The organism is Gemmata sp. (genome assembly GCF_051859125.1).
Taxonomy (GTDB): Bacteria; Planctomycetota; Planctomycetia; order Gemmatales; family Gemmataceae; genus Gemmata.
This window is the reverse complement of record NZ_JBHYGG010000013.1, coordinates 1-12,914: the sequence shown is the minus strand read 5'-3', so window position 1 is coordinate 12,914 and position 12,914 is coordinate 1. Positions and strand designations below refer to the sequence as shown.

Sequence of the window (12,914 nt, the reverse complement as noted above, 5' to 3'; positions counted from 1 at the left end):
AATCCGCACGGGCGGGCGACGACCCCGGGGTCGACGCCCGCCCGCGTCACTCACCGGTCCGGTCGGGCGTGTTGTGCCGACCGTTCCGGTCCCTTCGTTTCTTCGTTCGGGCTTTTCCACTATTGTGAGTGCGGGTGGGTCTGCTACGCTCAGGCAATACCCGAGTTCCCTTCCGCCACCCCCCCGAGGTCGTTGTGGACTCCTCTGCGTTCAACCAGCTCAAGGCGGACTTCCTGAGGGCCCGCACCGAGCGCGGCATCGCGATCTTCTGCTCCGTCGGCGTCGCCCTCAGTTACCTGTTCCTGCTCGTGCTCCTGTACCTGTTCGTCGACCTGCTCGTCACCCGCGGGTACGTCACCAGTTACGCGCAGCTCACGCACGCGCGGCAGCGGGAATTCGCCGAGGAGTGGGACCGGCGGCCCGAGGCCGACCGCGCCGAGGCGGTGAAGCGCGTCACCGGGTGGGACGCCCAGGCGAAGGTGCTGGTCGGCAGCGCGACCGCCCCGACCCCAACGGCCGCCGAGTGGGAGCTGCGGTGGCGGGCCGGCGCGTACCTCGCCCTCAAGGAGCGAGTGGGCCCCGCGGCGGCCGACGCGTACCTGCCCGAACGGGGGACCGCGGCGGCCGACGAGGAGCCCCGGCTCGGGGCGCTCGGGCTGATCGTGCGGGAGCGGAACACCTGGGCCGGAAGGGTGCTCGGGGCCCTGGCGTCGTGGAACCCGTGGATGTGGCGGCCGAGCGGCACCCAGGACGCGAACCCGAAGTACCTCGCGGGGCTGTTCGTCCTGGCCTTCACCGTGAGCGTCCTCCGCGGCCTCATGGTCAACGCCCTGGCCTACGTCGCGGCCGCGGTCACGCTCGACATCGTGACCCGGCTCCGCCGGGCGGTGTTCCTGCACACGTACCGGCTCGGGTCGCTCCTGGCCCGCACCGAGGAGCCGCAGCACCTGTTCACCCGCCACGCCGACACCGTCGGGAGCGCGGTCAACGCCTCGCTCCTGTCGCAGGCCCGCGCCCCGATCCTGGTCGCCGGGCTCCTCGTGTTCATCCTGCTGACGAACCTGTGGCTCGCGGTCAGCTTCCTGCTCATGGCCGCGCTCATCTGGCTGGTGGGCGGGCAGTACGCGGCCCACGTCCGCAAGGAGGGGCGGCTCGGGGCGCGGCAGGCCGAGACGTCCACGGCCCTGATGGTGGAGAGCCTGGGCCTGCTGCGGATGGTCAAGTGCTACCGCATGGACCGGTTCAACCAGAACCGCGTCGAGCGGCAACTGGCCGAGTCTGGCCGGGCCACGTGGCGGCGGCTCCGGGGCACGGCGCTGATCCGCCCGCTGCTCGTGGCGGCCGCGCTCGTCGGGGCGGTCGCGCTGCTGTACCTCGGGGGCCGCTCGGTGCTGTCCGGGGAGTTCTCGATGGCCGGCCTCGTCGTCATGGCGGTGGCGCTCGCGTCGCTGATGCCGCCGATCGCCGACTGGTTCGACTACCGGCTCAAGCTCCGCCGCGGCCGCGAGGCCGCCGCCGCGATCGGCGAGTTCCTCACCCGCAAGGGCGAGTCGGCCGAGGCCCCGGACGCCGAGCACCTCCCGGCGCTGACCACCAAGGTCGAGTTCCGCGGGGTCCGCCTGGACGAGCCGGGGGGCGGCCGCCGGCTCCTGGAGAACGTCTCCTTCACCGTGCCGGCCGGGTCGCGGGTCGCCATCGTCGGCACCGACCCGGACGAGAAGCGGGCGCTCGTCGACCTGCTCCCGCGGTACGTGGACCCGACCGCCGGCGAGATCCGCATCGAGGACAAGAACATCCGCTGGGTGACGCACGAGTCGCTCCGGGCGCAGGTCGTCGCCGTCATGCAGAACTCGTGGATCTTCACCGACACGGTGGTGAACAACATCGGGTGCGGGGACCAGCAGTTCACCATGCCGCAGATCATCGAGGCGGCGAAGCTGGCGCACGCCCACTCGTTCATCGAGGTGCTGCCCCACGGGTACGAGACCGTGGTCGGGGACCACGGGCACGTCCTCAAGGTCGGCGAGCGGTTCCGCCTGTCCCTGGCCCGCGCCCTGCTCCGCGACCCGAGCGTCCTCATCATCGAGGAGCCGGCCGGGTCGGTGGACGAGGACACCCTGGCACTGCTCGACGACACCCTGGAGCGGGCCGCCGCCGGCCGCACGCTGATCTTCCTCGCGAACCGGCTCTCGACGCTCCAGAACGTCGACCGCGTGTTCCTGCTCAAGGAGGCCCGGCTCGTGGCGTCGGGCACGCACGCCGAGTTGTGGGAGACCAACGAGCACTACCGCCGGCTCCAGATGGTCGCCGACAGCGCCAGCGAGGTGCCCGCCGGTGTCGAAGACGAGGGGGCCGAGGACGAGGGGGCCGAGGACGAGGGGGCCGAGTAGCCGCCCGCCGATCGCGCCCCCGCCGCGGGCCGCCCTTCGTGGCGGCCCGGCGAGTTTGTACACTTGACCCCACACCGATTCCGGCGGGCACCGAGGGGAAGCGTCATGGCATTCGACAAGGAACTGCTCGTCGCACTCGAGGCGGCGGGCAAGGCGTCCAAGTTCATCCGCACGGAGTACGAGTCGTTCGCCGCGGTGCCCGACGCCCCGGTGGACATTAGCACGCACGTCGACAAGGCGTCGCAGGACCTGATACTCAAGATCCTCCACGCAGCGTACCCGAACGACGCCCTGTGCGCCGAGGAGTCGGTCGCCGGGTTCGAGAGCGTTCCCAAGAGCGGCCGGCGGACCTGGGTCGTGGACCCGATCGACGGCACCCGCGGGTTCGCGAAGAAGGTCGGGCAGTTCTCGGTGATGATCGGCCTGCTGGTGGACGGCGAGGCGGTCGTCGGCGTGGTCGCCGAGCCGGCCCAGGACCGCACCACCTACGCCCAGCGGGGCAACGGGTGCTACTGCGCCGTCGGCGAGGAGACGCTGACGCGGTGCCGCGTATCGAAGCGCCTCCCCGAGGCGCTCGTCATGACGCAGAGCTGGGCGAAGCCGGGCCAGCCGTCGAAGGCGGCCGAGGCCATCAAGCCCGCCAGGGTGATCGAGACGTACTCGGGCGGGGTGAAGCTCGCGCAGGTGGCCCGCGGCGACGCCGACGTGTACGCGAACACGTACGAGAACTTCTACGACTGGGACATCTGCGCCGGGCACGTCCTGGTGGTCGAGGCCGGCGGCACCGTGACCGACCTCGCGGGCCGGCCGATCGTGTACCAGGCCGCCGACTTCTCGCAGCGCAAGGGGCTCCTCGCCACGAACGGCCCCGCCCACGCCGAGGTCATCAAGCGGCTCGCCGGGGGCTGAGGCCAGTGGCCGGCTCGACAGGGTATGGCACTCACTTCGTGAGTGACTTGTTCCACGCAACCGCATCAGAACGGGCGACTCACGGAGAGACGCCCACCTTGCCGACCGTCACGGCCGCACGTCGAAGCACAGGACCTGCGTCTCGTCGCGGAGGTAGAGGCGGCCGTCCACGAGCGTGGGCGTCGCCCAGTTGTTCTTCCCGCTCAGCACCTTCGGCACCTTCGCGACCAGCCGGAACTCGTCGGGCGTCGCTTCCGCGAGGCACAGGTCGCCGCCCTCGGTCTGGATGATGAGGTGCTTGTCGGCGAGGATCAAGCTCCCCTTCCCCACGCCGTCGGCCTCCCACCCGTCCTTCGGCTTGCCCGTCTCGAACGCGACGCACTTCAACTGCGACTCGTCGAACCCGTACAGGTAGCGGTCGCGGTACACGCTGGAGCTGTGGTGGTTCTTGAACCCGCGGCCGCGCCGCGCGTACACCGGCACCAGCTTGACGCCGTCGCCCTTCGCCTCGCACCGCAAGAGCGCGCACCCCATCTGGTACGCCGACGAGACGAACACGTAGTCGTCCACGACGAGCGGGGTCGCGATGTTCCCCTGGAAGTTCGTGGGCCACGCGAAGCTGTCGGTCACCGTGCCGTCGGGCCGCACGGCGAGCAGCGCGTCGCCCAGGAACGCGAAGATCATCGGCCGCCCGGCGACCGTTGCGGACACGGCCGAGCTGTACCCCGGCGGGTTCGAGCCGGCGGTCCACTTCACCTCGCCCGTGTTCTTGTCGAGCGCCGCGACCGCGCCCTTCGAGCCGCCCGGGAGCACGACGACGAGGTCGTCTACGACGAGCGGCGAGCAGGCGGTGCCCCACTGCGGGAGCGGGGCACCGAACTCGGTCAGTAGGTTCTTCGACCAGACCTTCTGCGGCTTCTCGCCGTCGGCCCTCGGCAGTTGCAGGCAGAGCAGTTCGCCGGCGCCGCCGGTGGCCCAGAGCCGGTCGCCGATCACGGTCGGGGTCGCCCGCGGGCCGATGTTGTAATCGACCTTCGCGTAGTCGGCCGGGTAGATGAACTCCCAGACGGGCTTGCCGTCCTCGGCGTTCAGGCAGATGACGCGCTCGCTCGCGCCCTGGCGGTCCTGGGTGTACAGCCGGCCCCCGACGACCGTGCAGGACGAGTACCCGCCGCCGCACTCGGCCCGCCAGAGCTGCTTCGGCGGGGTCTTGTCCCAGTCGGTGCGGAGCGGCCCGGCGGGCGCGCGGCCGTCGCGGGTCGGGCCGCGCCACTGGAACCACCCGGTCGCGGCGGCCGCGGGCGGGGCCTGGTCGATCTTCTTGTCGGCGAGCGTGGCGATCTCGCCGGCGTTCTCGCTGTCCGGAACGAACCACCCCTTGCTGTACGCGACGAACGCGGCGGCCGCGAGCGCGAAGGTGCCGACGACGCCGAGGATCAGACCGAACGACCGCTTCGTCATGGTTGTGCCCTGTCCGAGTGGCTTGGTTCCCGGTCAAAGTCGTCGTGATGGGCGGGGTGCCACGGAGGGCGGCCCGCGTGAGAGCACGGACTCAATCCCGCTCGCCGGCTGTGTCACCCCGCGGCGATCGCCTTGAGCGCGTCGCGGGCGGCGGCGATCGTCTCGTCGATGTGCGCGTCGGTCATCGGCACGCAGAGGAACGCGGCCTCGAACTGGCTGCACGGCAGGTACACGCCGCGGTCCATCATCTCCCAGAAGAACCGGCCGAACCGCTTGGTGTCCGCGGTCTTCGCGGTGTCGAAGTCGGTCACCGGCGTCGGGGTGAAGAACAGAGTCCACATGCTGCCGATGCGGTTGAACTGGTGCGGCACGCCCGTGTCGGTCGCGGCCATACGCAGCCCGGCTTCGAGCCGCGCGCCGAGCGCGTCGAACCGCTGGTACGGCGGGCTCGCCTTCAGTTCCTTGAGCGTCGCGATCCCCGCGGCCATCGCGACCGGGTTGCCGGAGAGCGTGCCGGCCTGGAACACCGGCCCCGCGGGCATGATCTGCTTCATGACGTCGGCCCGGCCGCCGTAGGCCCCCACGGGGTAGCCGCCGCCGATGATCTTGCCGAGCGCCGTGATGTCGGGCGTGTCGCCGAGCAACTCCTGCGCGCCGCCGTACGCGAGGCGGAAGCCCGTCATCACCTCGTCGTAGATGAGCAGCGCGCCGTGTTTCTGGGTCAGGCGTCGGAGTTCGGTACGGAACTCGGCGCTCGGGGGCACCAGCCCCATGTTGCCGACGACCGGTTCGAGGATCACGCCGGCGATCTTGTCGCCCTTCGCCGCGAAGAGTTCCTTCAGTGCGGCCGGGTCGTTGAACCGCAGCACGAGCGTGTCGTCGGTGCAACCGCGGGGCACGCCGGGGCTGTTCGGGACGCCGTGCGTGAGCGCGCTCGAGCCGGCCGAGACGAGCAGCGAATCGACGTGCCCGTGGTAGCACCCGGCGAACTTGACGATCAGGTCGCGGCCAGTGAACCCGCGGGCGAGGCGGATGGCGCTCATCGTCGCCTCGGTGCCGCTCGACACGAACCGCACCATCTCGACCGACGGGATCGCCTCGACAACGAGTTCCGCGAGTTCGGTTTCGGGTTCGCACGGCGCACCGTAGCTCGACCCGTTGCGGACCGCGGCCATCACAGCATCCACCACTCTCGGGTGGCAGTGCCCGAGGATCATCGGTCCCCACGAGCCGATGAAGTCGAGGTAGCGGTGGCCGTCGATGTCGAAGAGGTGCGGCCCGTCGGCCCGTGCGACGAACAGCGGGGTGCCGCCGACCGCGCCGAACGCGCGGGCCGGGCTGTTCACGCCGCCGGGGGTCACCTTCCGGGCGCGCTCGAACGCGGCCGTGCTCTTGGTCTGCGAACGGGTCGGCATGGGGGCTCCAAAAACCTCGATGCGGGGAGTAGCAGATGTCTTTCGAGCCACGGGGTTCGTCCCCGTGGTCCTGGACCCGCCAAGACCACGGGGACGAACCCCGTGGCTCGAAAGTCAGTCACTTCGGGACCGTGGCCGCGATCTCGCGGGCCTGCTTCACGTACCCCTTGATTGTCGGGTCGGCCTCGTCGTCGTACAGGTCGATGATCTCGCGGCACTGGTTCCGGGCCTGGATGCGGCGCGGCCCGCCCTCGGCCCGTGCGGCGTCGGCGTACTGCTGCGCGAGTTCGACCTGCTTCTCGACGAGCGCGAGCCGCTGCTTCGCGCCGCCGTCGGCGCTGCGGGGCACGGCGGCCCGCTGTTGGCATGCGAGCAGGTACCAGTCGCGCTTGTCCGGCTCCTTCTCGGTGAGCGTGGCGAGCTGGTCCCAGACGCGGCCGGCCTTGTCGGTGTCCCCGAGTTCTTCGAGCCGGAACCCGCGGACCGCGAGCGCCTCCGGGTTCGTCTGCTCGGTGCCGAACGGGGTCTCGAACTGGCGGGTCTTCTTGATCTTCTCGGTCGTGGCTGCGCTCAGCGACGCGACCCGCTTCAGGTCCGCGATCCGCTTGTCGGCGACCCACCCCCACCGCGCCTTCGCGAGCGCGTCGTCCTTCAGCGCGAACGACAACTTGGCCTCGTCCGGGAACCGGGCCCTGGCCTTCTTCCAGAACTCCTCGGCCATCACCAGCAGCCCGTTCCGCTCGGCCTCCATCGCCTGCCACGCGGCCTCGTAAGCGTCCCTGTCGTCGGCGTCGTCGGGCTTCTGCATCTTGTTGGCGAACCGCTTGGCGAGCTGCTCCTCGCGCTTGCGGGTCGCGGCCTCGCGGAACACGGCCGCGGCGCGGTCCGTGGCCTCGCCCGGGGCGTCGCCGTACCGCTCCAAGTACTTCGTGGCCGCGTCGAGCTTGTCCTCGGTCGTGGTGGCCCCGTCGAGCGCGGCGGCGAGCTTCGCGGCCGAGGGCGGCCGGAGCAGCAGGTACGCCCCGAGCGCCATGCCGAGGAGCACCACGCCGATCCCGGCCATCCTGAACCACGGCTGCTGGTGGACCGGCACCACCGGCTTCTTCTTGGCCTTCTTCTTCTTGCCGCGGAGGGCGCGGGCCGCCTCGCGGTCCTCGTCGTCGAGCTTCGACCCGTCGAAGTTCCGCGGCTTGTCGACGCGGCGGCTGGTCGCGGCCCCGAGCCCGGCGCTCTTGCGGGCGAACACGTCCTCCTCGATCTCGCCGATCAGCCGCCCGACCCACGCGGCGTCCCGCGGGCGGTCGTCGGGATTCTTTTCGAGCAACTGGAGGATGAGCGTTTCGAGCTTGCTCGGCAGGTCGGCGACCTGGTTCCCGATCCGCGGCGGCTCGTCGTTGACGTGCTTCAGGAACATGTCGATCGTCGTCTCGGCCAGGAACGGCTTGCGGCCGGTCAGCAGCTCGTAGAAGACGATGCCGAGCGAGTACAGGTCCGACTTGTTCGTGAGGTCCTTCTCGCCGCGGCACTGCTCGGGCGACATGTACGCGGCCGTTCCGATGGTGCTATTGGCACCCGTGAGGGCGGTGAGATCGGCGTCCTTGGCGATGCCAAAGTCCGTGAGCTTCAGGTTCCCGTCCCTCGTGACCATCAGGTTCGACGGCTTCAGGTCGCGGTGGATGATGCCCTTTTCGTGCGCGTACTGGAGCGCCTCGCAGAGCTGCTTGATGTACTCGGCGACCTCCTCCCACCCGAGCCGGCCGCGGCGGCCGAGGAGCCGGTCGAGCGGCTCGCCGTCGATGTACTCCATCGCGATGAACGGGGTCTTCTTGTACGTCCCGGTGGCGTACAGCCGCACGATCCGCGGGTGCTTGAGCTGCTTGAGGATCGTGGCCTCGCGCTCGAACCGGGCCATCGCCCCCTCGTTCCCCGCGAGCCCGAGGAGGACGACCTTCAGCGCGACGGTGACGACGGTGCCGTCGCGGTGGAACTGGGCCCGGTAGACCGAGCCCATCGCCCCGCTGCCGAGTTCCTTGTCCACCTCGAACCGGTACGCGCCGGCACCGATGGTCTGCCCGACCAGCATCTCGAACGCCCTCCTGGGAGAGGAGCACCACGCACGGTCATTGTAACCGGCACCGGCCGCCCGGACCGGCGGATTCGCGTGGCGGTATCGTGTAGATCTGTAACGAGCCGCAAACCCAATCTGTGACTGGAACGTCGGAATTGTGGGGCGGTTCGTGTTCCGGCTCAACTCCGGTCCCACACGGCCCCCGGGTTGGTGTAAAATGCCCGTCGGCGGTGTGCGAACGATAGCGTAGCGCCCCCGCCCGGCTCCGGAGACAGGTATGGCCGCGGCCCTCGACTACAAGTCCGACCCCGCCTCGAAGTTCAGCTCCCAGGTGGACGAGCAGATCGCGCAGGCCACGAGCCGCATCCGCGTCCACGACCTGGTGCTCGGCGGGCTCACCCTCGCGTCGCTGGTCGCCGTCTACGCGGCCGCCATGATCTCGCTCGACAAGTCGCTGAACCTCCCGGAATGGGTCCGGCAACTGTCGCTGGCCGGGTTCGGGGCCGCGTTCGCCGCGGTCGCGTACCTCATGGTGGTGCGGCCGCTCAAGCGCCGCATCAACCCGCTGTACGCCGCGGCCCGCGTCGAGGACACGATCGACGACGCCAAGAACGTCGTCATGGGGTACGTGGACGCGACCGAGCGGGGCACCGCCCACGGGGCGGTGCGGGCGGCGATCTCGGCGAAGGCGGCGAAGGCCGTCGGCGGGGCCGACGTGAACCGGGCCGTCGACCACCGCAGCCTCATCATCGCCGGCGGCGTCCTGGTCGCGCTGCTCGTCACCCTCGCGGTCCTGTTCTTCGTCTTCCGCCCGACGCAGTTCACCTCACTCGTCGGGCGAGCGTTCGTGCCGTTCTCCTCGAAGGCGATCGCCACCCGCACCCAGATCACGCTCCTGAAACCCGAGCCGGCCGAGCCGACGCTCACAACGGGCCAGACGATCACCGTGGCCGTCACCATCGGCGGCAAGGTGCCGGCGAAGACCGACCCGGCCCGCGTGCGCCTGCTCATCCGGCACAACCCGACCGACCCGAACTACGAGGAACTCCCGCTCCAGGAGGGCGACACCACCCGGGACTGGGCACTGAAGGTGCCCGAGTACCTCGTTCAGAACGGGTTCTGGTACAAGGTCGCGGCCGGCGACACCGAGACCCCCGAGTACCGCGTCACCGTGCGGTCGCTGCCGCTGTTCACCGACTTCGACGTGAGCTACGAGTACCCGAAGTACACCCGCAAGCCGGCCGACAAGGGCACCGACCCGAACCTGCGGGCGTACCGCGGCACGAAGGTCACCGTGCACGCCCGCACCAACCGCGAGGTGAAGGACGGGCTCCTCAAGTTCGACGGCGGCATCCTCCCGGGCGTCGTGGGCAAGCCGGTCCCCGGTAAGCCCGACACACTCGCCTTCAGCTTCACCGCCACCGAGGCCGCGAACTACCGCCTCTTCATGCAGACCACGACCGGCGAGCGCAACGCCGACGCCCCGCGGTTCTCGCTCGCGCTCGACTCCGACAACCCGCCGCGCGTCGAGGTCGTGAAGCCCCAGGAACCCGAGATCACGCTGCCGGCGAACGGGCAACTCGCGGTCGACGGCACCGTCGGCGACGACTTCGGCATCGACAAGGTCCGGCTCCGCCTCAAGGTCGGCGACCGCGACCTCGCCCCGGTCCCCTACGAGGGCGGCAAGTCGTTCTTCCGCCCGAAGGACGCGACGTGGCCTAACGACCTCGCGTACAAGGGCTCGGTCGACCTCGCCAGGTTGAAGTACGCCGACGGCCAGAAGTTTGAGCCGAAGGAAGGGATGGTCGTCGAATTCTGGCTCGAGGCGCTGGACAACTGCACCGAGACCAAGCCGGTCGAGGGCTGGGGCGACAAGCCGCAGACCGGCCAGGTCGGGCGGTCCGAGGGCCGCCGCGTCACGCTCACGGCTCCGAAGGTCGAGCCCGAGGACAAGCAGCAACTCGACAACCAGAAGCAGCAGCGCCAGAACGAGGAGAAGCAGCACAACGCGCAGCAGCAACAGAAGCTCGACAACGAGCCCCGCGACCCGCAGCAACCGCAGGACCAGGGCCAGCAGAAAAAGAACTCCGACGCCAAGGACGGGGAGAACCCCAAGGGCGGTGACCCGAAGAGCGGAGAGCCGAAGGGAGGCGAGCAGCCCAAGAATGAGGGCAAGCAGGACACCCCAATGAAGAAGGGCGGTGATCCCAACGGCATGGGCACGCCCGACAAGTCCCCGATGGACAAGGGCGGCGACCAAAAGAACCCGCCCGAGAAGAAGGAGGGCACCGGCGCGTCGAACCCGGCGAACGACCCGAAGACGCCGCCCGACCCGAAGGTCGATCCCAAGAACCCCGCCGATCCCAAGATGGAAAACGGGATGGGGGGCAACTCGGGCCAGACCGACCCGAAGATGCCGCAGGACAACAAGACCGACACGCCGCCGAAGACGGGCGACAAAACCGGCATGGGCGGGATGGGCGAGACGCCCAAGATGCCCGAAACCGCGCCGATGCCCAAGTCCGACGAGCAGAAGAAGGGCGAGCAAGAAGCAGAGCGCGTCAAGAACGAGCTGGACAAGAACAAGGCCGAGGGCGGCGACGCGAAGCCGAACCCGGAGGCCAACCAGCAACCGCAGGACCGCACCGACCCAGCCCAGCAGAAGCCGCAGCAGCCGATGGGCGGCAACGAGCAGAGTTCGCCTCCGAAGGAAGCGCCGAAGCAACCCGACCCGGCGAACCCGCAGGGGCCAAAGGGCGACCAGGGTGGCGCGTCGCAGTCGAAGCCCGAGGGCAAACTCGACCCGCCACCGGACAAGAACGGCGCGAGCAAGCCCGAGCCGAAGAAGGACGGCACCAAGGGCGAAAAGGGCGGCGATGCGTCCGAGCGCCGCGAGGAACCGCTCGGCGGCAACCCCGGCGAGGAGAAGCCCGAACCGAAGGCCGGCGACAACACCGCCGAGCCCAAGGGTACGGAACCCAAGGGCGGCGAGCCGAAGGGCGGCGAGCCGAAGGGCCCGCCAGGGAAAGACCCGAAGTCGGGTTCCACCGCGAAGCCGCCGACCGATCAGAAGCAGGGCGGTGAGCCGAAGTCGGGCGAGCCCAAGGCCGGCCCGGACAAGGCGAACCCCGCCGAGCAGGCCGGCAACACCAAGCCGAACGTCGAACCGGCCCGCGGCCAGGACAAGAATCCCGGCGCGAAACCCGAGGGCGGTCAGAAGCAACCCGGCGACCAAAGTGAAGCCGGCGACGCCAAGCCGCAGCAGGCCCCTCCGAGCGGCGAGAAGAAGCCGGAGCCCAAGAACGGCGGCGCTGACGAGAAGCAGCCCGAAGCAAGCGAGGGCAAGCCCGAGCCGAAGGACGTCACGGACCCGAAGGGTCCCAAGGGCACCGGCGGCGCGTCCGCGTCCGAGACCAAGCCCGAGCCGAAGAAGCCGATGGGCAACATGGGCGAGGCCGGCGAGGACAAGGGCGGCGAGCCGGGCACCGACAAGCCGCAGCCCAAGCAGGGCGAGCCGAAGGGCGGCAAGGACGGCGACCCGACCGCGAAGAAGGGCGGCAAGGACGGCGGTAAGAAGCTCGACGAGAAGCAACTCAAGGAACTGGAACAGGCCGCCCGCGACCTCAACAGCGCCGACCCGCAGAAGCGCAAGGACGCCCAGGACAAGCTCGACAAGGCCATCGGCGAGGACAAGCGCAAGGAGCTGGAGCAGACCGCGAAAGACCTCCAGTCCGACGACCCCGCCAAGCGCGAGGCCGCACAGAAGAAGCTCGATGATGCCAAGAAGCAGGCCCAGGAGCAGGCCAACAAAGGCGGCGAACCCAAGACCAAGGAGGGCGCAACCGGTGAGCCCAAGGGCAAGGACGGCAAGGGCGGCGACGCCAAGGACAAGGGCAAGGAACTGACCAAGGATGATATTGCCGAACTCGCGAAGAAGGCCGGTGACTTGAACTCGAAGGACGACAAGAAGCGCGCGGAGGCCGAGAAGGAGTTCGACAAGAAGATCGGTAAGGAGGCTCGCGAGGAACTTCAGAAGGAATTCGCCAAGCAGCAGCCGATGGGCGACCCCGCGGACCCGAAGGGCCAGGACGACCTCAAAAAGCAGATCGAGGAGCAGGCCCGCAAGAACCCGCCCAAGGGCAAGGGCGACAAGACCGACGAGTTCACCCCGGGCGGTGGGGCCAGCGCGGAACCGCCCAAGCCCGAAGACCCGACCGACCCGAAGAACAAGCTCAAGACCGCTCAACTCCAGTTGGAGGAGTTCGAGAAGAACCGGTACAACAAGGACCTCCAGGACAAGCTCGGGTGGACGCAGGAGCAGTACGACGCGTTTCTGAAGGCGCAGGCCGAGCGGCTCCAGCAGATGCAGAAGGAAACCGCGAAGCAGGACGAAGAGGCCCGCACCGCACCCCCGCCGGGCGACCCGACGATCAAGCTCGGCACCGGCGGGAAGGTCGAGACGCTCGGGCCGGGCTTCGGCACCGGCCCGACCGGCACCGGGGCGGTGTACTCCCCGCCCGGCTTCGAGGACGCCAAGAAGCGCTTTGCGGAGGAATTGCGGAAGCTACAACAGAAGAAGTGACCCCTGCTGCTCGGTCGATGTCCGGCGCGGTCGGCGGTCCGCCACGGAGGGCGGCCCCTACGAGACCTCCTGGTTTGTAGGGGCCGCCC

At 69.6% G+C, this 12,914-nt stretch carries 6 protein-coding genes; 3 read left to right on the top strand and 3 right to left on the bottom strand.

The features are described 5' to 3' along the window. Positions 1–194 precede the first annotated feature (194 nt). Complete coding sequence (locus tag ACTIGN_RS02310; RefSeq protein ID WP_439620930.1) at positions 195–2,390, top strand: ABC transporter ATP-binding protein; 2,196 nt, start codon at positions 195–197, stop codon at positions 2,388–2,390. Between the two features lie 105 nt (positions 2,391–2,495). Further along, positions 2,496–3,299: a 3'(2'),5'-bisphosphate nucleotidase CysQ family protein gene (locus ACTIGN_RS02305; protein ID WP_439620928.1), complete on the top strand. Its 804-nt coding sequence runs from the start codon at positions 2,496–2,498 to the stop codon at positions 3,297–3,299. Positions 3,300–3,407: 108 nt separating this feature from the next. Here ACTIGN_RS02305 and ACTIGN_RS02300 read toward each other — a convergent pair whose 3' ends face one another. The 3 genes from ACTIGN_RS02300 to ACTIGN_RS02290 all read right to left on the bottom strand — a co-directional run bounded on the left by ACTIGN_RS02300 (position 3,408) and on the right by ACTIGN_RS02290 (position 8,258). Beyond that, positions 3,408–4,760 carry an outer membrane protein assembly factor BamB family protein gene (locus ACTIGN_RS02300; protein WP_439620926.1) on the bottom strand — a complete coding sequence of 451 codons (1,353 nt, stop codon included), beginning with the start codon at positions 4,758–4,760 and terminating at the stop codon, positions 3,408–3,410. Between the two features lie 113 nt (positions 4,761–4,873). Next, positions 4,874–6,175: a glutamate-1-semialdehyde 2,1-aminomutase gene (gene hemL / locus ACTIGN_RS02295; protein ID WP_439620924.1), complete on the bottom strand. Its 1,302-nt coding sequence runs from the start codon at positions 6,173–6,175 to the stop codon at positions 4,874–4,876. A gap of 118 nt (positions 6,176–6,293) precedes the next feature. Continuing rightward, positions 6,294–8,258, bottom strand: coding sequence for a serine/threonine-protein kinase (locus ACTIGN_RS02290; protein ID WP_439620922.1), 1,965 nt, complete (start codon positions 8,256–8,258; stop codon positions 6,294–6,296). 262 nt (positions 8,259–8,520) lie between these two features. Between ACTIGN_RS02290 and ACTIGN_RS02285 the strand changes: the two genes are divergently transcribed. Beyond that, positions 8,521–12,825 carry a hypothetical protein gene (locus tag ACTIGN_RS02285; protein ID WP_439620920.1) on the top strand — a complete coding sequence of 1,435 codons (4,305 nt, stop codon included), beginning with the start codon at positions 8,521–8,523 and terminating at the stop codon, positions 12,823–12,825. The last annotated feature ends 89 nt before the right edge of the window (positions 12,826–12,914 follow it).

Coding starts and splice junctions, on each gene's coding strand:
- ACTIGN_RS02300 (WP_439620926.1), bottom strand. CDS start 4,760: ATGACGAAGCGGTCGTTCGGTCTGATCCTCGGCGTCGTCGGCACCTTC.
- ACTIGN_RS02285 (WP_439620920.1), top strand. CDS start 8,521: ATGGCCGCGGCCCTCGACTACAAGTCCGACCCCGCCTCGAAGTTCAGC.
- ACTIGN_RS02290 (WP_439620922.1), bottom strand. CDS start 8,258: ATGCTGGTCGGGCAGACCATCGGTGCCGGCGCGTACCGGTTCGAGGTG.
- hemL (WP_439620924.1), bottom strand. CDS start 6,175: ATGCCGACCCGTTCGCAGACCAAGAGCACGGCCGCGTTCGAGCGCGCC.
- ACTIGN_RS02305 (WP_439620928.1), top strand. CDS start 2,496: ATGGCATTCGACAAGGAACTGCTCGTCGCACTCGAGGCGGCGGGCAAG.